The organism is Pseudomonas sp. B28(2017) (assembly GCF_002113025.1).
Classification (GTDB): Bacteria; Pseudomonadota; Gammaproteobacteria; order Pseudomonadales; family Pseudomonadaceae; genus Aquipseudomonas.
Genome location: NZ_NEJH01000001.1, coordinates 899,722 through 926,400, shown reverse-complemented (window position 1 = coordinate 926,400; position 26,679 = coordinate 899,722). Strand labels below are relative to the sequence as shown.

Annotated in this window: 23 protein-coding genes and 2 pseudogenes; 5 read left to right on the top strand and 20 right to left on the bottom strand. The window is 57.1% G+C overall.

All coding sequences use genetic code 11. The features are described from left to right. Window positions 1-39: 39 nt before the first annotated feature. From CAF65_RS04195 to CAF65_RS04175, 5 genes are all read right to left on the bottom strand, one after another. Window positions 40-1,458, bottom strand: coding sequence for an aldehyde dehydrogenase family protein (locus CAF65_RS04195; RefSeq protein ID WP_085715152.1), 1,419 nt, complete (start codon window positions 1,456-1,458; stop codon window positions 40-42). A 12-nt stretch (window positions 1,459-1,470) separates the two neighbouring features. Further along, complete coding sequence (locus CAF65_RS04190; RefSeq protein ID WP_085715151.1) at window positions 1,471-2,511, bottom strand: homoserine dehydrogenase; 1,041 nt, start codon at window positions 2,509-2,511, stop codon at window positions 1,471-1,473. 119 nt (window positions 2,512-2,630) lie between these two features. After that, the gene (locus CAF65_RS04185; RefSeq protein WP_085715150.1) at window positions 2,631-4,154 is read right to left on the bottom strand and encodes a diguanylate cyclase; all 1,524 of its coding nucleotides are present in this window, start codon (window positions 4,152-4,154) and stop codon (window positions 2,631-2,633) included. A gap of 388 nt (window positions 4,155-4,542) precedes the next feature. Then, on the bottom strand, window positions 4,543-5,439 hold the full coding sequence (locus CAF65_RS04180) for a DMT family transporter (RefSeq protein WP_085715149.1): 897 nt from the start codon (window positions 5,437-5,439) through the stop codon (window positions 4,543-4,545). Window positions 5,440-5,586: 147 nt separating this feature from the next. Then, window positions 5,587-6,666, bottom strand: a complete 1,080-nt coding sequence (locus CAF65_RS04175; RefSeq protein ID WP_085715148.1) for an SDR family oxidoreductase — start codon at window positions 6,664-6,666, stop codon at window positions 5,587-5,589. A 74-nt stretch (window positions 6,667-6,740) separates the two neighbouring features. Between CAF65_RS04175 and CAF65_RS04170 the strand changes: the two genes are divergently transcribed. Beyond that, complete coding sequence (locus CAF65_RS04170; RefSeq protein WP_085715147.1) at window positions 6,741-7,130, top strand: MerR family transcriptional regulator; 390 nt, start codon at window positions 6,741-6,743, stop codon at window positions 7,128-7,130. Between the two features lie 231 nt (window positions 7,131-7,361). Here CAF65_RS04170 and CAF65_RS04165 read toward each other — a convergent pair whose 3' ends face one another. From CAF65_RS04165 to CAF65_RS29000, 9 genes and pseudogenes are all read right to left on the bottom strand, one after another. Next, window positions 7,362-7,799 (bottom strand): Lrp/AsnC family transcriptional regulator, encoded by a 438-nt coding sequence (locus CAF65_RS04165; RefSeq protein WP_085715146.1) that lies wholly within the window; start codon window positions 7,797-7,799, stop codon window positions 7,362-7,364. After that, window positions 7,796-9,184, bottom strand: coding sequence for a pyridoxal-phosphate dependent enzyme (locus CAF65_RS04160; RefSeq protein ID WP_085715145.1), 1,389 nt, complete (start codon window positions 9,182-9,184; stop codon window positions 7,796-7,798). The genes CAF65_RS04165 and CAF65_RS04160 overlap by 4 nt, the downstream gene beginning before the upstream one ends. Window positions 9,185-9,202: 18 nt before the next feature. Next, complete coding sequence (locus CAF65_RS04155; protein ID WP_085715144.1) at window positions 9,203-10,093, bottom strand: LysR substrate-binding domain-containing protein; 891 nt, start codon at window positions 10,091-10,093, stop codon at window positions 9,203-9,205. A gap of 51 nt (window positions 10,094-10,144) precedes the next feature. Beyond that, entirely contained in the window at window positions 10,145-11,581 is a 1,437-nt protein-coding gene (locus CAF65_RS04150; RefSeq protein WP_085715143.1) for an amino acid permease, read from the bottom strand. Window positions 11,582-11,717: 136 nt separating this feature from the next. Next, entirely contained in the window at window positions 11,718-12,986 is a 1,269-nt protein-coding gene (locus CAF65_RS04145) for a cystathionine gamma-synthase family protein (RefSeq protein ID WP_085715250.1), read from the bottom strand. 354 nt (window positions 12,987-13,340) lie between these two features. Continuing rightward, window positions 13,341-13,781, bottom strand: a complete 441-nt coding sequence (locus CAF65_RS04140) for a CBS domain-containing protein (protein WP_085715142.1) — start codon at window positions 13,779-13,781, stop codon at window positions 13,341-13,343. Window positions 13,782-14,444: 663 nt separating this feature from the next. Continuing rightward, complete coding sequence (locus CAF65_RS04135; RefSeq protein ID WP_178076653.1) at window positions 14,445-16,028, bottom strand: MFS transporter; 1,584 nt, start codon at window positions 16,026-16,028, stop codon at window positions 14,445-14,447. A 143-nt stretch (window positions 16,029-16,171) separates the two neighbouring features. Continuing rightward, window positions 16,172-16,825 (bottom strand): hydrolase, encoded by a 654-nt coding sequence (locus CAF65_RS04130; protein ID WP_085715140.1) that lies wholly within the window; start codon window positions 16,823-16,825, stop codon window positions 16,172-16,174. A 121-nt stretch (window positions 16,826-16,946) separates the two neighbouring features. Then, window positions 16,947-17,036: pseudogene (locus CAF65_RS29000) on the bottom strand (LysR family transcriptional regulator); the annotation flags it as partial. 160 nt (window positions 17,037-17,196) lie between these two features. Between CAF65_RS29000 and CAF65_RS04125 the strand changes: the two are divergent. The 4 genes and pseudogenes from CAF65_RS04125 (at window position 17,197) to CAF65_RS04115 (ending at window position 20,958) form a co-directional block, all read left to right on the top strand. After that, window positions 17,197-18,213: an alpha/beta hydrolase gene (locus CAF65_RS04125; RefSeq protein ID WP_085715139.1), complete on the top strand. Its 1,017-nt coding sequence runs from the start codon at window positions 17,197-17,199 to the stop codon at window positions 18,211-18,213. A 63-nt stretch (window positions 18,214-18,276) separates the two neighbouring features. Next, window positions 18,277-19,704 carry a mechanosensitive ion channel family protein gene (locus tag CAF65_RS04120; RefSeq protein ID WP_085715138.1) on the top strand — a complete coding sequence of 476 codons (1,428 nt, stop codon included), beginning with the start codon at window positions 18,277-18,279 and terminating at the stop codon, window positions 19,702-19,704. A 205-nt stretch (window positions 19,705-19,909) separates the two neighbouring features. Further along, window positions 19,910-20,008, top strand: a pseudogene (locus CAF65_RS28995) (AraC family transcriptional regulator); the annotation flags it as partial. Window positions 20,009-20,136: 128 nt separating this feature from the next. Further along, window positions 20,137-20,958 carry a DeoR/GlpR family DNA-binding transcription regulator gene (locus CAF65_RS04115; protein ID WP_085715137.1) on the top strand — a complete coding sequence of 274 codons (822 nt, stop codon included), beginning with the start codon at window positions 20,137-20,139 and terminating at the stop codon, window positions 20,956-20,958. Window positions 20,959-21,004: 46 nt separating this feature from the next. On the opposite strand, the gene otnI is transcribed toward CAF65_RS04115, so the two are convergent. The 6 genes from otnI to CAF65_RS28430 form a co-directional block, all read right to left on the bottom strand. After that, entirely contained in the window at window positions 21,005-21,793 is a 789-nt protein-coding gene (gene otnI / locus CAF65_RS04110) for a 2-oxo-tetronate isomerase (RefSeq protein ID WP_085715136.1), read from the bottom strand. A 21-nt stretch (window positions 21,794-21,814) separates the two neighbouring features. Continuing rightward, the gene (locus tag CAF65_RS04105) at window positions 21,815-23,275 is read right to left on the bottom strand and encodes an SLC13 family permease (protein WP_085715135.1); all 1,461 of its coding nucleotides are present in this window, start codon (window positions 23,273-23,275) and stop codon (window positions 21,815-21,817) included. Window positions 23,276-23,464: 189 nt separating this feature from the next. Next, the gene (locus CAF65_RS04100; RefSeq protein ID WP_178076657.1) at window positions 23,465-24,103 is read right to left on the bottom strand and encodes an aldolase; all 639 of its coding nucleotides are present in this window, start codon (window positions 24,101-24,103) and stop codon (window positions 23,465-23,467) included. A gap of 8 nt (window positions 24,104-24,111) precedes the next feature. Continuing rightward, window positions 24,112-25,410 carry a 3-oxo-tetronate kinase gene (gene otnK, locus CAF65_RS04095; RefSeq protein ID WP_085715133.1) on the bottom strand — a complete coding sequence of 433 codons (1,299 nt, stop codon included), beginning with the start codon at window positions 25,408-25,410 and terminating at the stop codon, window positions 24,112-24,114. Between the two features lie 10 nt (window positions 25,411-25,420). Then, a complete protein-coding gene (gene ltnD, locus CAF65_RS04090) occupies window positions 25,421-26,326 on the bottom strand; it encodes an L-threonate dehydrogenase (RefSeq protein ID WP_085715132.1) in 906 nt (301 codons plus the stop codon). Then, window positions 26,323-26,469 carry a hypothetical protein gene (locus CAF65_RS28430; RefSeq protein ID WP_178076646.1) on the bottom strand — a complete coding sequence of 49 codons (147 nt, stop codon included), beginning with the start codon at window positions 26,467-26,469 and terminating at the stop codon, window positions 26,323-26,325. The genes ltnD and CAF65_RS28430 overlap by 4 nt, the downstream gene beginning before the upstream one ends. Window positions 26,470-26,679: the final 210 nt, after the last annotated feature.

Here is a 26,679-nt window from a genome sequence, read left to right as displayed (position 1 = left end):
GCCACCCGATGTGAGTCGATGGCAATTTACTTCGTAGGTTTAATCCACCTCGCTGATGCAAACGACTTTAGGCTGCGTCATGTCCTCATACGCAAATCGAACACCTTCGCGCCCCAAACTTCCGTACTTGAAACCACCGAAAGGCATGGCATCGAAACGATAATCGGAAGAGTCATTGATCATCACGCCACCCGCTTCAATTTGCCGCGCCAATTTCAAGGCTTTGGAAAGATCACGTGTGAAGAGTCCCGCATGCAAGCTGTACTCAGGAGCGTTGGCCAGAGCAATAGCGTCTTCCAGATGGTCAAAAGGCTCCAGGATAACCACCGGCGCGAAGACTTCCTGCTGCCAAATCGTACTGCTATGCCTCACATGCTCAAGCACGGTCGGCGCATAGCTTGCCCCTTGGCGATGGTGCCCACACAGAAGAACTGCCCCCTCGGCCAGTGCTTCGTTTACCAATTGTTCGGTACGACGGGCCGCCTGTTCCGTAATCATCGGGCCTACATCCGTTGCCCGCTGGGCAGGATCACCCACTACCAAGGCGCGCGTTTGGCTGACAAAACGCTCACGGAAGTCCTCATAAATTGAACTATGTATAAGGATGCGTTGAGTGCCGATGCAATTCTGCCCTGCTGCCCAAAAGGCACCAGACACACAGGACTCCACGGTCGGTTCGATATCACAATCTTCCAGCACAAGAACCGGGGCATTTCCCCCCAGATCCATTGCCAGCTTCTTCAACCCGGCACTACGCGCAATGGCCTCACCCGTGGCAAAACCACCCGTAAAGGAAATCATCCGAACTTCGCGAACCTCCACCAATGCTTTACCCAAGTCGACGCCACCAGTAGCCGGGGTAATCACAGAGGGTGGAAGACCCGCTTTCACCAAGCACTCAACGAGCTTGAGTGCAGACAACGGCGCGAGCTCCGAGGGTTTTAAAATCACGGCATTGCCACCGGCGATTGCCGGGCCGAGTTTATGGGCGACCAGATTCAGCGGATCGTTATAAGGCGTGATGGCGACGATAAGTCCCAAGGGCTCCCGCGTGAACCAACCTTGACGCGATTCCGATCCTTCATAAGCCCCAAATGGAATCACTTCCCCGGCGTTACGACGAGCCTCTTCCGCTGATAGCTTCAGCGTGTTCACACAACGCTTCACTTCCTTCTCTGCTTGTCGCAGCGTCTTCCCCGCCTCTGCAACAATGAGTTTGGCAAACGCTTCAGCCTCAAGCTCTACACGCCGGGCCGCCTCCTCAAGAATGCGCGCACGCAGGTGACGAGGCATTGCCGCACTCTCGCGCACGCCGATTCGCGCGCGTTCCAGCAAGCCAGGAACTGCGGCTGCATCGAGGCAAGGGACGCTCCCTACCAAGCGTCCATCGAATGGACTGAACACATCAATCTGTTTGGATTCAACAAGCTGGATACTGGCCATGCTGGATACGCTCATCACTATCTCCTGTTATTTGCCGTGGGCGGTGTGGATGGCGACGATGTCCGACAGCAATGCGAAGGCCGTCTCGATACGCCCTGCCCCAGGCCCGGACACGGTGACAGCCCCCAGCAATTCGGTATTGAATGACACTGCATTCGTAGCACCGCTGATTCCGGCAAGAGGATGTGAGTTCGACAGTAACCGAGCTTCGACACTCGCTCGAACCGAGCCATCTGCTTCACGATCGGCTGAGCCAATCAGTTTCCAGCTCGCGCCATTGGCACTTGCATGGGCAATATCTTCCGAGCTGATATTGCTGATCCCCGAGCACGCTACATCGCTGACGTTCAGTCGTGCATTGAGCAGTTCGTTGGCCAGGATCACCACCTTGAGGCGTACGTCAAACCCTTCCACATCGGCGGTTGGATCTGCCTCGGCGTAGCCGAGCTGTTGCGCCTGTACGACGGCATCGTTGAACGCCAGGCCGTCTTTCATCTGGGTGAGCACGTAGTTGGAAGTGCCGTTCAGGATGCCTTCGAAGCCTTGCACGTTGGCACCCGCCAAGGCCTGCTTGGCCAGACGAATCACGGGGGTGCCACTCATCACCGCCCCCTCGTATTCGAAGGCGACCTGGTTGCGACGGGCCAACGCTTTGAGCTCGGTACCGTGCAGCGCAATAGGCCCCTTATTGGTGGTTACTACATGAATGCCGCTTTCCAAGGCCCAGCGGCAAAAGGTAGTCGCAGGCTCGCCATCCACCGGATTGGTAAAAGTGGCCTCAGCGATGATGTCTGCACCGGAATGCTTGATCACGGTTTCGTTGAAGGCCTCAGCATTGCCGCCGGGCAGTTGAGCGAATGCGCCTTTCTCAACCGGCAGCGCAACCAACTGCTTTGCATCCAGACCGTCTTTAGCAACGATTGAGCCGAGGAACAGATCGGTGACACCGACAATTTTGATAGTGAAGCCCAGGGCCTCTTTCCACTGGGCATTACGATCGGCGACCAATTGGGCGAAGCCACGGTTTACGCCACCAAACCCTACCAAGGCAATTTTGTACTCGGTCATAAACGCTGTTCCTATATTGATGTTGTTCGATAGGAACATCCTAAGAGCCGGGGTTTGGCAGTTGAATATGGCAGAGTGCTGTATTAGTTGGGCGTTTTGCCCAAGCGCGATAACGGTGCTTACGCGTCGTGACAGATTTCCTGATCCCTCCTCACAAACTGGTTACGTCCCAGCGCCTTGGCGTTGTATAGCGCCTGATCTGCCACCTCGACCAGTTTTTGTAATTGATCTAGTTGCGGGCCCGTGGCCGCAGCAATCCCGATACTCACACTTAACCTTCCGAACGGACTGCAAGGGTGCGAGATGTTCTCTAACGTCAAGCGGTCGAGGATAAGTTGCGCAACCACCGCAGCACCATCACTGTCGGTATCAGGCATGATGACGCCCATCTCCTCTCCACCATAACGTGCCACCAGATCTGACGGTCGTCGCACACACTCCTGGAGGATTCGGCCAACGGTTTGCAGGCATGCATCTCCGGCTACATGCCCGAATGAGTCGTTGAACAGCTTGAAGTAGTCGATATCGATCATCAGCAACGCCAACGTTGTACCGTCACGCTGCGCGCGCTGTGCTTCCATGGCGAGGCTCTTATCAAAGCAACGCCGATTCGCCAGGCCAGTGAGGGCGTCCTTCATCGTCAGCAGCTCAAGCTGATGATTGGATGAAAGCAATTGCTGCTGCACTCCCCGCAACCGTTCTTCTGCCTTGGTACGCCGACGGATATCCAGAATCAGGAGCCAGCCAATGAGGCCGGTGATTCCTAGCAGCCCCGTCACCACCACTGCCGATAGCAACGCCTCCATGCGCCATGCAGCGAGGGCTTCGCGCTTGCCAATTGCCACAGTAGTTATCAGCGGCAGCCGTTCATTCTTGCGGAAAGCGTAAAGCCGCTCCACGCCATCCAGGCTGGAAGTAAACGACGCCGTACCGACTGAACGATCGACCAGATATTTCGCATAGATCGGCGACTGAGAGAAGTTGCGCCCCATGTCCTGTTCACGGAAAGGATAACGCACCAGCAGCGTACCATCGGTGTAGGACAGGCCGATGGCGCCCTCCTGCCCCACATCGAGCTTGCCAAACAACCGCAGGAAGTTCTCTACCCCCAGGGTTACTGCCACAACGCCGGCGAACTCTCCGCGCGCGTCATTGAAGCGGCGGCTGACGGTGATGACCCACTCCTGAGTGGAGCGGCTACGGATTGGCGGCCCAATGAAGGGTTCGCGAGAGGGATCATCACGGTGATGGATGAAGTAAGCCCGGTCACTGCTGTTGGCCCCGGCCGGAATAGGTCGGTTGGAAGACATCAACCAGCGACCCTGATGGTCATAAATGGTGATGCCACTGAGTTGCGGCATCAGCGGCTGCTGGCGGTTGACCAACGCTTTCAACCGCTCGATCTGCGCGGGGCCGCTGCCTTCGGTTTCGAGACGTTCGACGAGCCCGAGCAAGAGCAGCGAGCTCTGCCGGACAATCCCCTCGGAATAAGTAGCCAGCGCCTGGGTCAGGTTCAACCCATGGACGTTCACGTCGTCCAGCGCCCGCTCCCGAGAACCCAGCACGCTCCATATCGTGAGTGACACCAAAGAGCAGCCGATCACCAACAACAAAAGCACAACCAGGTGAGTATCACGTTTCACATTACTACCTTTTGGAAAGTCCGCTTTTCCGTTCCAGCGACTATTGAGTAAAGGCGATAGCCGCCGCCATTCCTCCTCTACTTGTACAAGGATACAGTAGTGGTTGATCGCTGCAGCAACTGATTATGAGGTAGGAAAGGGTAAATTCTGCTTCCCATCAAAGTATCCAAGCGATGGTAATTTAGAGAATTTAAGACCGATGGCTCACACAAAGTGACATAGCGAGAAGAATAAGTGCCCGTCAGTTGTCTCTGAATTAGATCGCTCCCCGACCACCCTAGTTGCCGGCTATGGGAAAGCAGCAGCTGAGTGCAGTCATTCGTGAACGTCGGTTATCGGCGGAAGCCGTCAGGCGCTCAAGACACTAAAAAAGCCATTCGAAAATAGCTCACTCGGTCGAAGGGTTGGATGCTTTACTGCCCACGCGGATTAGTTCATTGGAGAAACACAGGCCGACGATGATCAGTGCCGCTCCCGTGTACAGGCTTTCGCGCGGTACTTCATTGAGCGCCACAAACGCCAGCAGCGCGGCGAACAGTGGCTCGGTCAGCTCCAGCGCTTGCACTTGGGATGGCTTGAGATACTCGATGGCCTTGGTGGTGCAGAAGAAGCCCAGGATTGTCGGCAGCGCGGCCAGCGCCAGCAGTGCCGCGATCGCCAGCGGTGACAGCTCGCCGATTGCGAAACCATCGGCTGCAGCCGGCATCAGCAGGTACAGGCTGCCAAAGAACAACAATTGCCGCGTGAAGTGCAGCCCCCCTGACACACCCATACGCTTCATGGCAACCGAAAAGGCCCCATAGCCGCAGCCGGCCATAGAGGCTAGCGCAGCACCTTGCAGGGTAAAGCCCTGCTGCAGGTCGGCGCTGAAGATCACCGCGATCCCAGCGATAGCCAGTGCGGCACCCACGGTCGCGTTCGCGGTGATGGCATCCTTGAGGAAAATGCGCCCCAGAATGATCGAGGAAATTGAGGCACTGGCCATCAGCACCACCACACCTGCTGCAGCGTAGTGCCGATAGGCGGACGTTTCGAAATGGAACAGCACAAAGATGCCAAGGAATGCGCAGATAGCCGCCTGAGTCCATTTGGTTGACGCCGGCGGGCGCTTGAGGAAAAACAGTAAGATCGAGAGAAGCACGCAACCCAGTGCGGTCTTGATGACAGCGACACTGCTAGCGGTGAAACCATTACTCATGAGTACTTTGCTGAGTACACCGATCGTTGCGTTCAGTGCCGCAGCGGAGAGTGCAAATATGACGCCTTTGCTGAAACTGGATTGCATTGATGACGATCCCTGTCGCTGAATTGTCGTTCGATAGAATGCCGCCCTACATCGACGGCGCAAAGTTTGAGGATACGAAGATCCCACCAACCCCAGTATTTAGTGGGGCATAAGGGGCTAACGACTTTGTCGTCCCCAAGGGAGAAGTCAAAGGGCCTCGCCCTTGGCTATGCAATATGAGTTGACGAACGTTGCAGTGTGCTGCAAAGACAGACGAATATCCGGTTTGGCTATTCCATGCCTGTTGGCAAATTGCTCGACCGTCGCTGTATCAAAACGAGTGGTCTGGATAAAGTCCAAGGCTTCGGGTTTTGTATTCAAAAACCACGCGACGGGAGGAATACTCAGTAGCAACTTCAACAATCGAAGTGAAATGTGACGCTTGGGAGACTTTATGCCCAAAGGCTGTGCCACCTGTATCAGGAGTTCTCGCAAGTTTGGAGTTTGGTCATCAAGCGCCAGCAGTTCCTGGCCCTCCATGGCAGGATCAAAAGCACAAACCGCCACCAGCTCAACCAGGTAATCCACGGTGACCAATGGCAGCCAGTGCTCAGCGGTACCGGGCACCGCAGTCAGCTTTCCCTGCACCAGGTTGCGTATCAGCGCCACCAGCGGCTGACCGTCAAGGATATGCCCCGTGCGGCTGTGGCCACAGACCGTCGCAGGGTGGACAACGGTAATCTCCCCGCCCTTGGCGGACATGATCTCCAGGGTCGCAAAATGCGCCTCCAGCTTGCTTCCCTCGTAACCACCAACACGTCGGTAGACGGCAGGCCAATTCGTCAACTCCGGATGACGAGGATCAATTCCGACTCGTTGCAGATGTTCATGATTTTTCAGCATGTAGCCGCCGATCATCACTAAACGGCTTTTTTGCTCAGCCGCCAGCAGCGCCACGCGTTTTGCCCCCTCCACATTCACCGCTCGAGAATGCTCCACTGAAAGCCCCCATGCGAAGTGGGCGCCCAGGTGGAATATGACTCTGGCGTGCCTTAGCACTTCTCGGTCAGCAAGACTCAGCCCGAGGTTGTCCCGTTCCAGATCGCCAGATACGGCAAATACCCGGGTTGCGCACCCTCCCAAATTGTCGACTTGCTCGCGCAGCGCAGCCAGTCGCTCCGGGCGACGCATCAAGACCCGAATGGTGTGACCTTTTGCACTCAGATACGCCACCAAATGTTGACCGACGAAGCCGGTACCCCCCGTGACAAAGCACTCCACGCTCATTTACCTGCTCCTTGTTTAATGTGAGAAGTCAAGCGTAAACTATCGACCCAACTCTATAGTCAAGCGGTGTTTTCATGAAAATCGGCGAACTCGAGGCCCGCAGCGGCGCCAGCCGCCATACGTTGCGTTACTATGAGCAAATCGGTCTGATCTCACCGCTGCGGCAAACTAATAACTATCGCGTTTACACAGCGCAGACTCTGCAGGATCTGGACTTTATCCAGCGCGCGCAAAGCATGGGGTTTTCCCTGGGGGAAATAGGCGAGATTCTGGATGCGCAGCGGAACAAGCTGATCGATTGTGCTGACGGCGCGAAGCTAATTGAAAAGAAGATGGCAGAAATCAAACAGAAAATCTCCAACCTACAAAGCATTTATCGGTATCTGGATGAAGAGCGTGCAACCCTCGAAGCCAGTGCTGCCAAGCAACTTGAGCTGCAGCAGCTGAGCAACTCTTCCAACTGAACTGTCAGCATCGGGGAAACGGAAGCTGCGCCCGCCTCCATTTTCAAACCCATCGCTTACGCATTTTCTAGAACCTTGTAGCCAGGCCTTTGATTTTCACATCAGTGAATTGCTCCGGATTCTCTAGACACATGATGTCCACTTGGGGCGTTCTCTGACGGTCAAGACTACGAAGCGTGCTGGTCAAGTCCGATGCAAATGGCTGGTCAGGTCAGTGCAATTACTCAGCGCTCAAAACACCGCGGAAAGGACAAACGATGTCACGGTGTTTTCCACCCCAGGCATGGCCGCGATTTCCTTCCACACCAGATGGACACGTTCAGGTGTGGCGGCATTCACACGCAGCATTAAATCAAACTCACCACTGAGTACTTCACATTGCGCGACTTCGGGAATGGAGCGCAGCGCAGTCAGTACTTCTTCGCCACGCATACGGTCGTAGCGGTAGACGAAGATCACCGCGCTGATAAGCGACGTAGGCCGCCGCGACTCACCGAGACGTACCGTATAGCCCTGGATCGCACCGTCGCGCTCAAGACGCTCGATGCGCTGGCGCACCGCATTGCGCGACAAGTTGATCTTGGCACCCAGTTCGATATGGGCTATTCGCGCATTGGCGGTAAGTTCGGCCAGTATGCGTTCGTCCAACGGATCGAGAATGCGCTTCATGCAAGCCTCTGCTGTGCCAGACGAAGAGCTTGGCACAGACCGTCCAGATCGCCTTTGGCCAGGTACGGTGGTCGCGCGCGCACCTCGACAGTGCTCGGAACGCTTGCTTGCCAGACGCCCAGTTCGGCCAACAGCGCCGCTGACTTGGTCGGCGCAATTTGCCCGAAGGTGACCATCGGCGCGCCCAGGCTGCGTCGATGAAGCCGGCCGGCCAGTACACCAACAGCGGTGTGAGGATCGATGGCCGAGCCTGTTTCTCGGAACTGCTCGACTACTTCATCGCGCACCTGGGATTCGTCTACTGCATAGGAATCGAAGAGTACTCGTGCACGCAGCCATTGCTGGTTGCCGATGCTCATTTCTCCGCAACTTTCAAAATGCTCCATCAGCGCTTTTGTTGAGCAGCTATCGTGCTCGTAAATCTCCCAGATAAACCGCTCCAGGTTGGAAAACAACGAGAAGTCCATCGCCGGCGACATTGTTCGATTAGTGATCCGGGTGGAGTAGCGATTGCAATGAAAAAACTGGTGCAGGGCATCATTGCTGTTGGTGGAAATGATCACCTGATTGATGGGTAATCCCATTTTCTGCGCAATGTAACCGGCGTAGATCTCGGCCGAGCTGGCAGCTGGAACACTAAAGCCAACGGGACGCGAGCCACCGCCCAGTTGCAAGGTCGCGTGGAAGTAAAAAACGATCTGGGCCAGGACGCCGATCCAATTGGTCGAGTTGAAACAGACCGGCAACACTCCGTCCAATGGCCACTCACGCAAGAGTCTGGAGACCAGCGTCTGGCAATCATCGAAATTACCTTCAACCGGAAACAGCTGAACCCGCTGCGGGTCGGCTGCCTGCAAGGCACTGAGTTGCTCAGGCGCAAGCCCGTCGCGCGGAAACAGTATCGCCATGCGGGTGGCCGGGCAGTTAGCAAAGGCTTCAAGCGCCGCGACGCCGGTATCACCGTTAGTTGCACCGACCACCATTGCTTCTTTACCGACCTCCTCCAGAAAATGCTCGACCAGGCGCGACTGCAATTGCGCGGCGAAATCCTTGGAAGAACCGGTCGGGCCATGAAACAGCTGGAGTATCCACTCGTTATGCCCGATCTGCTCAAGCGGCGTAATAGCGCGGTGCTTGAATTGTTGAAAGCTGTCACTGAGCAAGGCACGCAGGGTGCTTTCGTCTATGGAAGAGCCAACAAAAGGCGAAACCACTCGCCAAACCAACTCATCAAACGGCAGCCACGACCAGCTGGCAATCTGTTTCTCTGTGAAGACAGGCAAACTGGCCGGGACATAGAGACCACCATTTTCGGCGAGCCCCGACAGAACCACACTGCGAAAATCAGCACGCATGTCGCCGCCGCGAGTGCTTACATAATGCATGACAACTCCAAATCAGTTTTACAAAAGGCGATGGGCTTGAGCCACCAGCCAGGTAGAAAAATTTGCGGCATCAGGCGATAGCACTTCGTTCTGTTCGTGCACCAGATAAAAGGATTCGCTTGCCTCGATTCGGTGATTGAATGGCGCAACCAACTGCCCACTCTTAAGCAAATCTTCGACCACGGAAGACCGTGCCAGCGCAACGCCCTGCCCCAATTCGGCCATGCGAATCGTGGAGATCAGCGTGTCAAACTGAAGGCCACGGGAGTAGTCGACGTCGTCTGCTCCAACTCGCTTCAACCAATAACCCCAACCTTCTTCGTACCCCAGCACATGAAGCAGAGAATGGTTCATCAAGTCGCGAGGCTCATGTATGGGTGAGCTGGCCATGAGCTTTGGAGAGCAAACAGGCTGAAGGATGTCCCAAGTCAATCGCTGGGCGTGCAAGCCAGACCACTCACCGCATCCCCAGCGAATCTCCAGGTCATCCTCGCCGTCCGGTTCTTTCACCCAAATATTGCTGATATATCGAATATCGATCTGGGGATACTCCCGACAAAAATCTGCCAGTCGGGGGGCCAACCAATAGTGAAGAAAGGAAAGGCTGCCGCGCACCTTCAAATGTCTTCGATTGTGCTGGCCGAAAATCTCGTTTGTGCCGACTGCAAGGCGACTGATCGCGTCTTGTACGACAGGCAGGTACGACTGCCCTTCCTCGGTCAAGCCAAGCCCTCGAGGTAAGCGCTTGAACAGCGCCACACCGAGGTGGCTTTCTAATTGACGGATCTGCTGACTCACAGCCCCTTGAGTCAAATGGAGCTCTTCCGCCGCGTGGGTAAAATTTAAATAACGCGCCGATACTTCGAATGCCCTCAACCAGTTCAAGGGTGGTAGTGACTTTTGACTCATCGGCGCAACCTCATCAGGGCTTTATCTATGCTCAATCATTGCCTGAGAAATTCACGCGGTGCTAGAGGAATGAGCAGCTGCGGCTGAAGCCAACCGCTCTGCCCTCTTGTTTCGAGTGATCCAGTAAACGAAATAACACCACGCGATAAAGGGAAGGCCGAAGTAAAGCGCCACTCGTTGTTCAGGATCAAAAGCGATACCCACACAGGCCAGCAGACAACACAGCAGAGCACCGATAGGCACCCATGGATAGCCACGCACACGAAAGTGCAGGTCTTCCACTCGTCCGCCATTAGCGACGTATTGACGACGGAACGCGATCTGGCTTGCAGCAATGCTCATCCACACGACTACGACCGCCAGACCGGAAATGGACACCAAGGCCAAATAAACCGTATCAGGGGCAAACACACTGCTGAGCAGAGAAGCCACTGCACCCGCCATACTAAGCACGATGGCGTTCACCGGTGTGCCCCGACTGGAGAGCCTGGCGTAGCGCTTAGGCATATGTCCTTGATCGCTCAACGTCCAGAGCATGCGCGATGCGGCATACAGCCCCGAGTTAGCGGCGGAAATCAGTGCCGTGAGAATGACGAAGTTCATAATGTCGGCAGAGTATGGGATGCCAATCAGCTCAAACACCATCACGAACGGACTTTCTACGAGCCCCGCTTGTTCTCGTGGCAGTAACGTCGCAAGGACGAAAATTGTCCCCACGAAGAACAGCGCCAAACGTACCACTGTCGTGCGGATTGCCTTGGGCACGCTAGTTTGTGGATCATGCGCTTCACCTGCCGCAATCCCGATCAACTCGGTTCCGGAAAATGCGAAGGAAACAGCCAGGAGAGTCATTGCAATGGGTAAGAACCCGGTCGGGAAAAGCCCCTCACGTGTGAAGTTGGATAATCCCGCGCCCTGCAAACTCTGTGTGTGAACAAGACCGATAATTGCCGCTCCACCGATCACAATGAACGTGATAACGGTCAGAACCTTAATCAGCGAAAGCCAAAATTCAGTCTCCGCAAACAGCCGGACAGAAACGACATTACTTACAAACACTGCAATGGCGAAAAGCGCACTCCAAATCCAGACCGGTGTGTCAGGAAACCACCGAACCATCAGGATGCCCGCAGCAGTAAATTCTGAACCGATAGCTACTGCCCAAGTGAGCCAGTAAAGCCAGGCCACTGTATAGCCTGTGCCTGGGCCCAGGTATCGCGTTGCGTAGCTACTGAAAGATCCGGTTTCCGGCATCTGTACAGCCAACTCACCGAGACAGACCATGACTAAATACACCATCACTGCACCGATGATGTAAGCGATCACTGCACCGAGTGGCCCTGCCTGATTAACCGTGTAACCGGAGGTAAGGAATAACCCCGTACCGATCACACCGCCCAACGCCAACATCACGATATGGCGGGTTTGCATTTCCTTTTTGAAATTCGAGTCTGGATCGAGCCGATTATCTTCTATCTGTGTGGTCATAATTGTATTCTCATGAATGTGCGGACAAGCGTCCTTGTAACTGGCTTTTGGGCAGTACAATTTTGTTGTCGCTGGATTTTATTATTTTCATTCTTCATGAAGGGCTTAGGATAGATATCGAAAGTCCTGCCCGTATTCAGGCTCCTACCTCAATGAAACGTTGGGCACTGTCAGCGTGAAGGCTTGCATCACCTTGTTTACTTCGAACTAAAGTGAAGGCTTGTTTTAGGTCAGCCAATAAATCTGCTGAATCTTCAATACCTACGGACACTCGAACCAAACCTTCGGAAATTCCAAGTGCCTGACGTTCCTCCAAAGTATTTTCCACATGACTGGTCGTCCGAGCCGGCCCATAGATAGTCTCGACAGCGCCCAAATTACCCGCCCGATGCGCATATCTGAGCAGCGGGAGCAAACGAGTCACTGTGTCCATGCCTCCTTTGAGCACGAAGCTGACGATGGCTCCGAATCCGTTCATTTGCGAACGAGCGATCTCATGACCTGGATGTTGAGGCAACCCCGGATAGTTCACAGACTCGACCAGCGGCTCAGTACAGAGGTACTCGGCCAAAAGTTGCGCGCTCGCCTGTTGCTGACGAAGACGCAGTGCCAGAGTCTTGATGCCCCGAATGATGAGATACGCCGAAAAAGGATCCAGCGAGGCACCATTGATTTCGCGGTAATGGCGAACTTGAGACATCAAATGCTCGGCACCGCAAACCACGCCACCGAGTACATCACCATGACCGGACAGGAATTTGGTCGCGCTGTGCACAACCACATCTACGCCCAAAGCGAGCGGATTCTGATTTAGAGGGGTCGCGAATGTATTGTCCGCAACAACCAAAGCGCCCACTCGCTTCGCCGCTGCCACAAGGCGCCGAATATCTAGGATTTTAAGCGTTGGGTTCGTGGGTGTTTCCAGGTACAGGACGCTGCAACCTTTAGCGATCTCCTGCTCAAGTGCCAAAGTATCGAGCGTATCGCAAAGGGTTACCTCCACCCCCATGCGTGGAAGAAACTCCTCAAAAATTTTGTTCGTACCACCGTAGCTGTCACGTGTAGAGATCACACGCTGCCCATAGGATAGGAAGGTGTGTAGTACACCGCTGATTGCAGCCATTCCGGTACTGAAAGCTACAGCCGACTCTGCGTTTTCGAGCTCACAGAGTTTATCTTCCAGGACGGAGACGGTGGGATTGCTCATCCGGCTGTAAATGAAGCCGGGCTCCTTTCCCAATGCCACGTCATACCACTTATCGATATCGTCATAGCCATAGGCGGCACTGACCACGATGGGTGTCTGGGTCGCATTGTAGGGATGTTGAACCTGTTCTCCTCCCCATACGACTCGAGTCCCCATCCCAAACTCTGAAGTTTGGACGGTGCGTTTCTTATTTTCCATGTAGTTGTCTCGCATCAAGGGAAACACAACCGTGTTCCAAGTGGGCTTGGGAGGACTATATGGAAGGCTCATGCTTGTGAAAAATCATGATATTTGGGAGTAAGGGGTGCTTTTTTTAATGGCTGGATGCGAGTTACAGAGTGTCAAACAGTTATTGGCTGAGAAGTCTTCACCAATATGCAGCTGCGAGACATGTGGAGCTTGGGTGTGCCGTACTAAAGCGCTATGGAGTTGCAGAGATGAACCCAATGACTCCTGACGCAAATGCTCCCTGATTAATACCCGCCCGACGGGCAGCACATTGGAAAACTCAATGTGCCTGTGAGCCCCGCATCCGCCTTACCCCTGGTCGCTTCAATGCCCACGGATATAGTGTTCCAGTTGCCGGATCAGGTCGGCCTGCTCGACGATGGCTTCTTTCACCAGATCACCAATCGACAAGAGGCCAATCAGTTGATCACCCTCCAGCACCGGTAAGTGGCGCAGATGACTGTCGGTCATGACCACCATGCAACGCTCGATGCTCTGCCGACTGTCTGCCGTCACGACGGGCGCGCTCATGATGGCCCTGACCGGCGTACCGACCGAAGAGCGGCCCTGCAGAACGACCTTGCGCGCATAGTCGCGTTCGCTGATAACGCCAACCACCCGCCCCTCTTCTATCACGGGTAGAGCCCCCACATTCTTTTCAGCCATCATCTTCAGCGCTTCAAGCACCATCTGATCTGGTGCAATGCTATGCACCTGCTGGTTTTGCATGACCTTCAGTTTCAGCAATTGTGCGGCTGTTTTCATACACGCCCCCGAAACCCATTACGGTAAAAAAAGCAAAAAAAAACGCCTGAAACCATTCGGTTCCAGGCGCCTTTGCCTGTTCTTTTGCAGTGTTAAAACCAGACTTCCCTGCCTGATGCACCAATGTGCCCCATGCCCTGTTCGGCCAATCGATCGTCGTTGACCGAGGAGGCTGTCCTGATGAATACGCTCCATTTGAATCTGATGTGAGCCCTGCAGCCTTTGTGCCAGTCGGCAGCAGAGAGACTTCATCCTGTGTGCAAATCCAGGCTCCCAGGCTTGAGATGATTGTCGCGGCGGCTGCGATCCAGGCGAGTTTCAGCGAGGGTCAGCAGACTTCCCAGGAAAGCGAATTGCCAAGGGTGCAAATCGAGACGCTTGAGTTAATGGAGGCGAAAGTCCATTTTGCCGCTTCCGTCTGGTGCGTGTTGGTATGTATAGCGCTTTAAAAAAGTGCATGTACCGGTCGTAGTGGTCTCCAGCTAACCAGCAACAGATGGTGGTCCCGACAGCCGGCGCGGCACTTAGCGTTACTTGAGGCTCCCTGCCAGAAGGTGTTGGCTTTCCGCAAGCGCATGCCGCAAATCAAACTGGAGTTGTGTGAAAGCCTGAGCGCCGTTGACGTTTTCAATGATTTAAAAGACGGGTTTCAACGCTGTTCAGTCAGCCTTTGAGCAGGTGCCGAATACGTACAGGCTTTCCAGCGATTTGAAAGCGCCGGGCGGCTGATTCGATTTTCAACTCTGCGCGAGTGACTCGACCGTGGTGGCGTAGATGGTCGTACCAGGACTCGTCAAAAAACAACTCGATCCACAGTTGCGGATTTTCGGTGTCCTGCATCAACTGCCAGGAAAATGAACCATTGCGCTGCCGCATCCTGCGCACCTCTTCCATAGCCTCTTTGAAGGCATCGGTATCCACCGTGTCAATCTCATATTCGAGTGTAATCATGACAGGCCCACGCTCACCTTCAATGTCGACACCCATCAACGGTTGCGGCCAATGCAGCGAAGGGGCCAGGTCTTCTGCGCTCAGCGCGGGCAGTTTGACCCACCAGCCCAACCCTGCTCCCACCACCATGATGACGGCGGCAAGACTCAGCGATATCGAGATCGAAAACCAGCTGGCGATAAGTCCCCATACCACACCGCCCAAAGCCATGCTGCCAAAGAAAGTCAGGATGTAGACCGCCAACGCCCTGGCCCTTACCCACGCAGGTACCGATGTTTGTGCAGACACCTGAAAGCTGGACAATACTGCGATCCAGGCAGCGCCACTGAGGAACATCACAGGGACAAGCAGATAGAAATCCTGAATCCATGCCAAAGCCAGCAATACTGCCGCATAGATAAGGCTGGCCGATGCCACCAGCGGATTGACAGCAACATGCTGACGAATCCTGGGCAGAAACATTGCACCCGCCACCGCCCCGATCCCGACGCAACCGAGCAAGATCCCGAATTGCTCAGCGCTGCCCTTCAGTTCACTTCGCACGATCAGTGGAAGCAAGGACATGCCGGCGCTTGCACCCAGGAAAAAAGCCAGGGCGCGCACCAGAACTCGCTGCAGGTGCCGTGAACTACGGGTATAGCGCCAACCCGTACGTATAGCGCCAAACAGTCGCTCCGCCGGCAATACGGTCTGTTGTGGCGTGCGATGCCACAAGGCGAGCACCGCGATAACGCCAAGGAAGGACAGGGCATTGACGGCGAATGTCGCCCATGGCCCTACCAGGCTGATGATGATGCCAGCGATGGCCGGCCCGAGTGCCCGGGCAACGTTGACCCCCACGCTACTAAGCGATATCGCGGCGGGCAGATCACTGGCTGGAACCAATTCGGGTGTCAACGCTGACCATGCTGGCATGGTCAGCGCTGTTCCAATCCCCATGGCCAGAGTAAACAGGAGCAAAAGCGTAGTGCTCATCAGGTCCGCAAAGGTGATCAAGGCGAGCGCAAGTGCAATGACGGCCATCCCTGCCTGGACAGCCAACAGGTAACGTCGTTTGTCGACGATGTCGGCCAGTGCGCCAGCAGGTAGCGCCAGAAGGAACATGGGAGCGGCAGCAGCTACCTGCACCAGAGACACCATGAAAGGGCTGGCCGACAAGGAGGTCATCAGCCACCCGGCCCCGACTTCATGCATCCACGTCCCTATGCTGGATGCAATGCTGGCGAGCCATAGACTGCGAAACAGTCCATGGCGAAGCGGTTGCCAAGCCGTACCCGGTGCCTGCTCTTCAGTCATCGTACTCACCATTTCCTCCCTACTCCTCCCTACAGTTTGCCAAGGAGTGGCCAACGATGCGACAGACTCGTACCCAATGCCAATCTTCCAGATTCTGCGACAAAGTGCGCCTCGTCCCCTGGTGGGGAAGAGGCGCATACAGATCAGTGACCTTCCGATGCGTTAAACATGGTTTTGGCATAAATCAAACCAAGACCATAACCGCCACCGTGAGTGATAGCGGTTTTCACCGTCTCGTTATAGGTGTCGCCGCGAGCCCAGTCACGCTGCAGTTCAAGCAGGTATTGGAGCGAGGTCATCGGACGCGCACCCGCTTGAATCATACGTTCGATAGCGCGCTCATGAGCCTCATCTGAAACGTCACCACATGCATCGCAAATGATGTAGACCTCGAACCCTTGTTCAAGAGCCGAGATCGCCGGTCCAACGATGCAGACCGAAGTCCAGAGACCGGCAAGAACGATTCTGCTGCGACCGATCTTGTTCACGGCGACGGCTATACGCTCGTCCTCCCAGGTATTCATGCTGGTCCGATCAATCAGCTCCTGGCCGGCGAAGACCGAGGTGATCTCTTCAAACATGGGGCCCGAAAAACTTTTTTCGGCGACGGTGGTAAGGATGGAAGGAACGCCAAATTCCTTCGCTGCTTTCGAGATCAGTGCAGCGTTGTTACGCAGTGAGACAGCGTCAATGGATTTGGTTGCAAATGCCATCTGCGACTGAAAGTCGATCAGGATCAGAGCGTGGTTGCTCGGGTCGATCAGGCCTTTGCCTGGTGCTGCTTTTGCGGTTGCCATAACACTTCTCCAGATATGTTTTGAGAAGCGCTATTTTCGGTTTCGCTGGAGCAGAGCGATTGTACGGATGTGCGAATCTGGAGGATTTGTGCCGAGAGAATTTCTTTCGCCAGCAGTCACCGCGCGATAGCGCTGCAGGAACAGCGGCGGCGGTGAAGTTGCCGGAATCCATGACCCGGCAAAAAATGCGCATGTCTTCGAATGGATTGATTGTCACTACCCGGTTGACAGTTAAACGCTTTAGAGCCGCTTTTTCACTTTCCAGCACCTCATTAATCTGTGCTCACGGTGTTGCTGAGGCCTCCCCCCGCGCCACAGCAGCCCGATCCCAAGGCATACAAAAACTCAAACGACTTAAAAAGGATTTGCACATGAACATCAAGAAAACCCTCGCCGCTTCCCTCCTCACCCTGTCCGTCGGCAATGCGTTCGCTGCACAAAGCACCGGCGTCGAACACAACACCCAGGCCTTCCTCGATGCCCTCGCCGCTGGCGGTGGCAAACCACTTGAGCAATTGAGCCCGAAAGACGCCCGTGGGGTGCTGACCGGCGCCCAGGCTTCGGTGAAGGTTGATCTGTCCGGTGTGGACGTCAGCGACAAGGCGATCAAGATCAATGGCCAGACCATCAACCTCAAAGTGGTGCGCCCCGCCAAGGTCAAAGGCGAGTTGCCGGTGTTCATGTTCTTCCATGGTGGCGGCTGGGTGTTGGGCGACTTCCCGACACACCAACGCCTGATTCGTGACCTGGTGGTGGGCTCCGGGGCGGTCGCGGTGTACGTCGACTACACGCCGTCGCCGGAAGCGCAGTACCCGACCGCGATCAACCAGGCCTATGCCGCAACGAAATGGGTGGCCGAGCATGGCAAGGACATCGGTGTCGACGGCAAGCGTCTGGCGGTGGCCGGCAACAGCGTCGGCGGCAACATGGCGGCAGTCGTGGCGCTGATGGCCAAGGAGCAGAACACCCCTGCCCTGCGCTTCCAGCTGTTGATGTGGCCGGTGACCAACGCACAGTTCGACGACGGCTCGTACCAGCAGTTCGCCGAAGGGCACTTCCTCACCAAAGGCATGATGCAGTGGTTCTGGGACAACTACACCACCAACCCGGCCGAGCGTGCACAGATCCATGCCTCGCCGCTCAATGCCAGCACCGACCAGCTCAAGGGCCTGCCCGCCGCACTGGTGCAGACCGCCGAATTCGACGTGCTGCGTGACGAAGGCGAAGGTTACGCCCGCCACCTCGATGCCGCCGGTGTGCCGGTGACCTCAGTGCGCTACAACGGGATGATTCATGACTTTGGCCTGCTCAATCCGCTGAGCCGGATTCCTGAAGTCAAGGCGGCGGTACGTCAGGCCGCGGCCGAGCTCAAGACGCATCTGAACTAAGTCCAACCTCTCGCCACATCCCAGGGTGTGGCGAGTTTTTTTGTGCCCGCCGGAGTGCAATCCATGAGCCTTTTCTCTGCCCACTTGTTGCCCTGGAGCGCCCTGCTGCTGGTGCTCGACGCTCTGCTCTGGCACCTCGTTCCGTTCAAGCATCGCGCGCCAAAGGTCGGTGTGCGGCTGGTGTTGTTTCTGGCGTTCAGTGCGCTGGTCATAAACGCCGGCGTCAGCCCGTTACAGGCGCCGTTGTTTGCCGATGACCCGGTGGCGCAACTCGGTGCGACGGCGCTGGGGATTCTGTGGTGGCTGTATGCCGCACGGGTGCTCACGGAAGTGTTCGGCCTGGTGCTTATGCGCCGCATCGGCCACAGCGGCCGTTTGTTGCAGGACGTTATCGGTGCCCTGGTGTTTCTGGCCTCCATCGTCGCGGCCGCCGGTTACGTGCTGGATCTGCCGGTCAAAGGTCTGCTCGCGACTTCCGGCGTGTTCGCCATCGTCGTCGGTCTGGCGCTGCAGAGTACGTTGGCCGACGTGTTCTCCGGCATTGTGCTCAATACCACCAAACCCTATCAGGTGGACGACTTTGTCGTTATCGATGGCGTCGAGGGCAAGGTGCTCGACATCAACTGGCGCGCCACGCACCTGTTGAGCAGCGCCGGCACGATGGCCGTGGTGCCGAACTCGGTGGCGGCCAAGGCCAAGATCGTCAACCTCAGCCGTCCGAACAACCTGCACGGGGTGTCGATCAGCATCAGGGTGCCAAACCACATCCGCCCTCGCCGGGTACTCGACGCCCTCGACCGCACCCTGCAAGGCAGCAGCAGCCTGTTGCTGAACCCTGCCCCCAAAGCGGTGTTGAAAGAGGCCGGCGAAGAGATGTCCGAATACGTTGCCAGCGGTTTCATCGCCGAATTGGGCAAAAAGAGTGAAGTGCGTAATCAACTGTTCGACCTGGCCCATCGGCACCTCGAAGCCGCAGGCATTTCCCGGCAGCCCGATGGCGTGATCGAGCCGTCGAGCCGCGCCCGGGCCTTGCTCGATGAAGTAAAAGTCTTCCGCTCCCTGAGCGCCGAGGAACGTGATCGCCTGGCGCGGAACATGGTGGCGCAGCAATACGCGGCCGGTGAGGTGGTGCTGGATCTGGAAGAAGTACCGGACAGCCTGTTCGTCATCGCCACCGGCGTGGTCAGCGCCACGGTCCCCGACGGCAACATGCAGGTCGAAGCCGGGCGCATGGGGCCGAGTGAAATCATGGGCGAACAAAGCATCCTCGCCGACACACCGTCCCAGGCACGGTTCACTGCCATGACCTCAAGCATCATCTATCGCCTCGACAAATCCCTGACCCGCAGTTGCATGGAGCAACGACGCGAAGTCGACCGGGCGCTGAACAAGCTGCAAGCGGTGCGGCAGCAGAACAGCCGGATGGCGTTGATGGCCAAACCGGTGGCGGTCAGGAAAGGTGGCTTTCTGGGATGGTTGCAGAGCCGTTAAACAACGGTCAGGCAATGACCTTGTGGGAGCGAGCCTGCTCGCGAAGAGGGAATATCAGTGACATTGATGTCATCTGCCACGCCGCTTTCGCGATCAGGTTTTGCACTCGTTTGGTTCATATCGGTGTCGCGCAGATCGTAATGATGCAAAGGTACCGTTCCATTGTGTTTTCAACCAGGCACCCGTCTTTGGACTTTACTGAATCAAGCAACTGATCGAGAAGACCAACCTGACCCTGACGCAAATCGGCCTGGAATGCGGCTTCTGCGATCAGGCGCACTTCAGTCACATTTTCACCCGCAGCGGCGATTGCCTTGTTCTGGTGTAGGGGAATGGGCTCGATGCCTCATCTCGCTACTGATCCAGCCGCAGATTCGTTACTATGTTTGCCTGCCTTCCTTGTCCGCGGATTTCTTCATTACTGGAGCCTGAATGCCTAGTCAAAAGGACATGGCCGCCGAAAGCGGCGCACCGATGATCCCTGAACAGCGCCGTGAATTGATGCTGCGACAGTTGCGCAAGCATCAGGTGCTGAGCGTTCATCAATTGATGGAAATGTTCGACTGTTCGCACATGACCATACGGCGCGACATCGCGTTGCTGGAGCAGGAAGGTCGTGCCTACTCGGTAACGGGTGGGGTGCGAATCGCCAGTCAGTTGCACAGCGAGCCCAGCCACCAGCTCAAGGCGGTAGTAGAGTTGCCGCAGAAACAGGCCATGGCCAAACTCGCCGCCCGGCTACTGCATGCCGATATGGCGATTTACCTGGATGCGGGAACCAGCACCCTGGAAATTGTTCCTTACATCAAGGCGCTGTCCGGCATGACCGTGGTGACCAACGATTTCGGCATTGTCCAGGCCCTGATCGATGCGCCTCATGTGACGGTGATCCACACCGGCGGGCAGCTGGATCACTCCAATCAATCGTGCGTGGGCAGCCTGGCGGTTGCCACCTTGCGTCAGGTCGTCACCGATATCGCGTTCATATCGACCAGCTCATGGGATTTGCGTCGCGGACTCACCACGCCTTCGGCGCTGAAGGTGGAGGTCAAGCAAGCCGCCATGCAATCGGCTTCGCAAGTGGTGCTGGTGGCCAGCAGCTCGAAATACGGGACCTTCAGTATGTACAGGATCGCCGGTCTCGAGCAGTTCGACATTATCCTCAGCGATGACGCGTTGACCCCTGCCGCGGCCGATGGTATCCGCAAGCAGGGAGTCGAACTGTTACTTCCATCGGACAATAGCGTGGCCTGAAACGACGGGCTCCTGTTTCCAGCGGAGCCCATGGCCTGGCTTCGTATTACGCTTGACGCGCCTTCCAGTCCCGCAGCCATTGCAAGCCGGAAGTCGTGTTGCCACGAGGCCGGTATTCGCACCCTATCCACCCGTCATAACCCAACTTGTCGATCAGCTCGAACAGATAGGGATAGTTGACTTCTCCCAGGTCCGGCTCGTGCCGGTCAGGCACGCCCGCGATCTGGATGTGACCGATACCGTCGAAGTCCCGACGCAGTTTAGTGGCCAGGTCGCCCTCGACGATCTGGCAGTGGTAGCAGTCGAACTGAACCTTCAGGTTACTGGCGCCCACTTCCTTGCAGATGGCCTGGGCCTGATCCTGGCGATTGAGAAAAAAGCCCGGCATGTCCCGCGTATTGATTGGCTCAAGCAATACCGTGACGCCTGCCTTGGCTGCCTGAGCAGTCGCATAGGCGAGGTTTTCCAGGTAAATGCCGTGATGCCGTGCCCGGTCATTCTCGCAGGGCAGCAGGCCGGCCATGACATGGATGCGTGAGTTGCCCAGCACGCCGGCGTATTCCAAGGCGCGATCAAAACCGCTACGAAATTCACTCTCTCGCCCCGGCAACGACACCGTACCCCGCTCGCCTGCCGCCCAATCACCGGGCGGCGCATTGAACAATGCCTGCACCAGGCCGTTGTCGCTCAAGCGTTGCTTGAGTTCTTCAGCACTGTAGTCGTAGGGGAACAGATATTCCACCGCTTCGAAACCATCGGCAGCCGCGGCGGCGAAGCGATCCAGAAACTCATGTTCCGGGTAAAGCATGCTGAGGTTGGCAGCAAAACGAGGCATGGTAGCTCCTGAGATAACGGGTTAGACAAAGGGCCAGATCAGCAGGGTAATACAGAAACCCAAGGTGCCGAGCAAAGTGGTCAGCACCGTCCAGGTGCGCAAGCCGTCGGCCACGTTCAATCCGGACAGCTTGGTGAAGATCCAGTAACCGGCATCATTGATATGCGACATGGCCAAGCCCCCGCCACCCATGGCCAGGCACAGCAACGCCATGTGGTTCGGGGTGAGATTGAGCGTTGCAATCAGCGGGCTGATGATGCCGGCAGTGGTCACCAGCGCCACGGTGGTCGAACCCTGCACCGCGCGTAACAGCATGGTCAGCAGAAAACCCAGTGCCAGTACTGGCAGACCGGTGGTGCGCAGCATATCGGAGACCACGGCACCGATTCCGGTATCCACCAGCACCTTGCCGAACACTCCGCCGGCACCGGCAATCAGGATCACCATGGCCACACCGGGCAAGGCCGAACCGATCACGTCGGACACCTGAGTGCGGCTCCAGCCCCGACGCGAACCCAGCAACCAGGCACACAGCAAGGTGTCGATCAGCAGCGCCACCAGCGGTGCACCCAGCACCGTCATGACGCCGCGCAGGGTCGATTCCGCAGGCAGCAACGAGGTGGACAGAGTCCCCAGCAGAATCAGAATGATGGGCAGCAGGATCAGGCTGACGATCAGGCCAAAACCCGGCGCCGGTGCCGCTGGCAATTTGGAAACGATGCTGCTGGTGGCTTCTTCCAGGCCCATGTGCGACACGGCCACAGCCGCTCGCTCAGGGTTCTTGTCGTTGCCATTGGACCAGGCGGCCAGGTCCTCGTTGGTGACATGCGGGCCATAGACCTCGGCGCGAATATCATCGGTCATCGGGAACACCCGACGGGTCATGCGCCCGGCCACGCGGTAGCCGACATAGCAAAGCAGTGCGGTGATCGGTAGTCCGAACATCAGCACGCGGCCCAGATCCGCACCCAATTGGCTGGCAGCGGCCACGGCGCCCGGGTGTGGCGGCAGGAAGGCGTGGACGGTCAACAAGGCGGCGCACATCGGCAGCGCAAACACCAACAGTGGCTTGCGCGCACTGCGGGCAACACCATAGGCCAGTGGCATGAGGATGATCACACCCACCTCGAAGAACACCGGCACCCCCACCATGAAGCCGGCAATCGTCAAGGCCAGGGGCGTACGCCGGTTGCCGAAACGGGTAATCAGCGTCTTGGCCAGCGCCTCGGCACCGCCGGAGAGCTCGATGATCCGCCCGATCATCGCACCCAGGGCAATGATGATTGCAATATGGCCCAAGGTCTTGCCCATGCCGCCTTCGATGGTAGCGACCAGATCGGCCGGCTTCACCCCGGCCACCAGCGCCACCAGAATGCTCACCAGCATCAAGGCTACGAAGGGTTGGAACTTGTACTTGAGCACCAGGAACAACAACAGCGCGATGCCGACTCCCGCGGTCATCATCAAGACTAAAGGGCTCATTTCAGAAACCCTCCATGCCGGCTGATTGAAACGGTTCTACCACTGGATCTGAACACGCCGCGGTGAAAGTGAGTCATGCTTGGATTTCCTGTTGTTATTGTTTTTTCAGGCAAGCCGTGTCCGTCGAGAGTCGCTGTGCGCCCCCCAGGCAAGGCTTGCGGTATCGATCTGTGGTGTTAAGCCAGCGCTTTACCAGTGCGCACCAAAAGTTTCTCGCAACTCGTCCAGCGCGGCCTGATCGAGCGGATCAGGCTTGGGATTGCTCATCAGCCAGAGTCGCGCGGTTTCCTCGAGTTCTTCCAGGGCATAGCTGGCCCTGGACACCGAACTCTCCCAGACCACCGGCCCCAGCCGTTCGAGCATCACGCCGCGAACGCTGTTAGCCAGCTGGGCGACCTGTTCGGCAACCTTCGGCGAACCGGGTCGCTGGTAGCCAATCAACGGGATATGCCCGACTTTCATGACCTGATACGGCGTCAACGGCGGCAGAATGTCGCCCGCCTGCCAGACACCGGCCAGGGTCAACGCCACCAGATGGGTGGAATGGGTATGCACCACGCCACCGACGCCCGGGTTGCGGTCGTAGACCTGGCGATGCAGCGCCAGGGTTTTTGAAGGCTTGTCACCGGACACCCATTCACCCGCCAGATTGACCTTGGCGATGGTCGCCGGATCGAGGCGTCCGAGGCAGACGTCAGTCGGGGTGATCAACCAGCCGTCATCCAGGCGCGCGCTGATATTGCCGGCGCTGCCGACGGTGTACCCACGCTGGTAAAGACTGCGGCCCACTTCACAGATTTCTTCGCGCAGGGCGTTTTCGTTACTCACTGCGCGGCTCATCGCGCACCTCCTGCCGGGGCAAGTTGGCTCAAGGCTTTGCTGAAGAAATCCCGGCCACCGAAGTTGCCCGACTTGAGTGCCAGCGCCAGAGGCTCGTCAGTGTTGCTGACGGTCGCCGGCACACCCGGATCAATCTGCGCGCCGATCTGCAGCAACTGTACGCCCAGCGCCTGAACCACAGCGCCCGAGGTTTCTCCGCCGGCGACCACGAAGCGGCGCACGCCGCTCTGACGCAGACCCTGGGCAATTTCGCCAAAGGCGTTTTCCACCAGACTCCCGGCTTGCTCGATGCCCAGTTGCTGTTGCACCAACTTGACCTCTTCCGGCGAGCAGGTGGCGTAGATCAATACGGTTTGTTCGCTATCGCGAGCAAAGGCCAGGGCTTGCGCCACCACCGATTCACCAGCAGCCAAGGCCAACGGATCAATGCGCAAGGCCGGTCGACCCGCTTCGAGCCAGGCCGCCACCTGTCCATTGGTGGCAATCGAAGCACTACCGGCCAACACCACTTCCAGGCCTGCCACCGCCGGGAGTTTCGCGGCATCGAGGTCGCGCAGCTTGCCGGCCCGACGGAAGTTTTCCGGCAAGCCCAAGGCCAGCCCCGAACCGCCCGTCAACAACGGCAAATCGGCGCAGGCGGTACCAAGGGTGTACAGATCGCTGTCCGACAAGGCATCAGCGATTGCCATGCCGACACCCTGCGCCCTCAGCTCTGCGATGCGTGCCCTCACCTGCTCTGTGCCACGGGCAATGGTGTCGTAGCGCAACAGACCGATGTTCAGGCGGGTCTGCGATTGCAGGACCCGAACCAGATTGGCATCGGTCATCGGCGTCAGTGGGTGATGTTGCATGCCCGACTCGCTGAGCAACTGATCCTGCACAAACAAGTGGCCGCGAAAGATCGTTCGGCCATTTTCCGGGAACGCCGGGCAGGCCAGGGTAAAGTCGCTACCCAGTGCGGCCAGCAGCGCTTCGCTGACCTGGCCGATATTGCCGGCCGCGGTGGAGTCGAACGTCGAGCAATATTTGAAAAAGATCTGTTCACACCCTTGCTCGCGCAGCCAGGCCAGCGCGGCGAGAGACTGCTCAACCGCTTCGGCGACCGGCGTGGTACGCGATTTCAGGGCAATGACGATCGCATCGGCATCAAGCCCGGCGGCAATTTCCGCACTCGGGATTCCAATGCTTTGCACCGTGCGCATACCGCCGCGAACCAGCATGTTGGCCAGGTCCGTGGCACCGGTGAAGTCGTCGGCGATGCAGCCCAGCAGCGGGCGTGCAGTGGATGTAGTCATGGGGTGTTCCTCAAACGGGCTCAGGCTTGGCAGTCGGCAATTCGATGCCCGGGAAAATCTTGATCACCGCCGAATCGTCCTCACGGCCGAAGCCGGCACTGGACGCCTGCATGAACATCTGGTGAGCGGTGGCCGACAGCGGCAGCGGGAATTTGCTGGCCCGGGCGGTATCCAGCACCAGGCCCAGGTCCTTGACGAAAATATCCACCGCGGACAACGGCGTGTAGTCAGCCTTGAGAATGTGCGGCACGCGGTTTTCGAACATCCAGGAATTACCGGCGCTGTGGGTGATCACCTCGTACAGCGCATCGGCATCGACCCCTTCACGCAGGCCCAGCGCCATGGCTTCGGCAGAAGCGGCAATATGCACCCCAGCCAGAAGCTGGTTGATGATCTTGACCTTCGAACCCAGGCCATGGGCGTCGCCCAGACGATACACCTTGCCGGCCATACCCGCCAGGATCGTCTCGGCCTTGGCATAGGCGTCGGCCGGGCCCGACGTCATCATGGTCATCTCGCCAGCGGCAGCCTTGGCGGCGCCACCGGAAATCGGTGCATCCAGATAGAGCAAACCCAGCGCGGCCAGGCGCTGGCCCAGGTCCACGGCGTAGGTCGGGGCGACTGTGGCGCAGCCGATCACCAGACTGCCCGGCCGCAGACGGGCCACGGCCCCGCCCTCACCAAACAAAACGGTCTCGGTCTGCTCGGCGTTGACCACCACGGTAATGATCACGTCACACTCAGCGGCCATGTGCGACGGTGACAGGCAAGCCACACCACCCTCCCCGGCGAACTGCTCTGTTACGGCAGTGCGCACATCACAGGCATGCACATTGAAACCGTTGCGCAACAACGAGCGGGCAATGCCCAGCCCCATCGCGCCCAGACCGACTACACCGACATTCTTGTTATTCATGGGATACTCCAGAGGAAAAGCCGCGACTGCTTCAATACCTGCAAGGCGCAGACGTTGGCCGCGTTGTAGACAGGGCGTCGGCAGACAGGATCAGCACCGATGGCACTGTCGTACAGGACGTGAGTCGGGATCTCATCGAGCATCAAGGCGGTCCTGTTGTTGTGGTGTTATCTGGTTGTCATACCGGCTGGGCAGATAATCCACCAATGAACGGATTATGTGAAGTATTTTTTCTGATTCACATAATTTAACATCGCTTGCGTCACGCTGAACGAAGAGATGTTGCCTCCCCATGGGAGGCAACCGAATCACGAACTCGTTGAAAACCCTGGATTCGCCAGGGTTGGCGCTGG

Coding starts and splice junctions, on each gene's coding strand:
- CAF65_RS04195 (WP_085715152.1), bottom strand. CDS start 1,458: ATGAGCGTATCCAGCATGGCCAGTATCCAGCTTGTTGAATCCAAACAG.
- CAF65_RS04190 (WP_085715151.1), bottom strand. CDS start 2,511: ATGACCGAGTACAAAATTGCCTTGGTAGGGTTTGGTGGCGTAAACCGT.
- CAF65_RS04180 (WP_085715149.1), bottom strand. CDS start 5,439: ATGCAATCCAGTTTCAGCAAAGGCGTCATATTTGCACTCTCCGCTGCG.
- CAF65_RS04175 (WP_085715148.1), bottom strand. CDS start 6,666: ATGAGCGTGGAGTGCTTTGTCACGGGGGGTACCGGCTTCGTCGGTCAA.
- CAF65_RS04170 (WP_085715147.1), top strand. CDS start 6,741: ATGAAAATCGGCGAACTCGAGGCCCGCAGCGGCGCCAGCCGCCATACG.
- CAF65_RS04165 (WP_085715146.1), bottom strand. CDS start 7,799: ATGAAGCGCATTCTCGATCCGTTGGACGAACGCATACTGGCCGAACTT.
- CAF65_RS04160 (WP_085715145.1), bottom strand. CDS start 9,184: ATGCATTATGTAAGCACTCGCGGCGGCGACATGCGTGCTGATTTTCGC.
- CAF65_RS04155 (WP_085715144.1), bottom strand. CDS start 10,093: ATGAGTCAAAAGTCACTACCACCCTTGAACTGGTTGAGGGCATTCGAA.
- CAF65_RS04150 (WP_085715143.1), bottom strand. CDS start 11,581: ATGACCACACAGATAGAAGATAATCGGCTCGATCCAGACTCGAATTTC.
- CAF65_RS04145 (WP_085715250.1), bottom strand. CDS start 12,986: ATGGAAAATAAGAAACGCACCGTCCAAACTTCAGAGTTTGGGATGGGG.
- CAF65_RS04140 (WP_085715142.1), bottom strand. CDS start 13,781: ATGAAAACAGCCGCACAATTGCTGAAACTGAAGGTCATGCAAAACCAG.
- CAF65_RS04135 (WP_178076653.1), bottom strand. CDS start 16,028: ATGACTGAAGAGCAGGCACCGGGTACGGCTTGGCAACCGCTTCGCCAT.
- CAF65_RS04130 (WP_085715140.1), bottom strand. CDS start 16,825: ATGGCAACCGCAAAAGCAGCACCAGGCAAAGGCCTGATCGACCCGAGC.
- CAF65_RS04125 (WP_085715139.1), top strand. CDS start 17,197: ATGAACATCAAGAAAACCCTCGCCGCTTCCCTCCTCACCCTGTCCGTC.
- CAF65_RS04120 (WP_085715138.1), top strand. CDS start 18,277: ATGAGCCTTTTCTCTGCCCACTTGTTGCCCTGGAGCGCCCTGCTGCTG.
- CAF65_RS04115 (WP_085715137.1), top strand. CDS start 20,137: ATGCCTAGTCAAAAGGACATGGCCGCCGAAAGCGGCGCACCGATGATC.
- otnI (WP_085715136.1), bottom strand. CDS start 21,793: ATGCCTCGTTTTGCTGCCAACCTCAGCATGCTTTACCCGGAACATGAG.
- CAF65_RS04105 (WP_085715135.1), bottom strand. CDS start 23,275: ATGAGCCCTTTAGTCTTGATGATGACCGCGGGAGTCGGCATCGCGCTG.
- otnK (WP_085715133.1), bottom strand. CDS start 25,410: ATGACTACATCCACTGCACGCCCGCTGCTGGGCTGCATCGCCGACGAC.
- ltnD (WP_085715132.1), bottom strand. CDS start 26,326: ATGAATAACAAGAATGTCGGTGTAGTCGGTCTGGGCGCGATGGGGCTG.
- CAF65_RS28430 (WP_178076646.1), bottom strand. CDS start 26,469: ATGCTCGATGAGATCCCGACTCACGTCCTGTACGACAGTGCCATCGGT.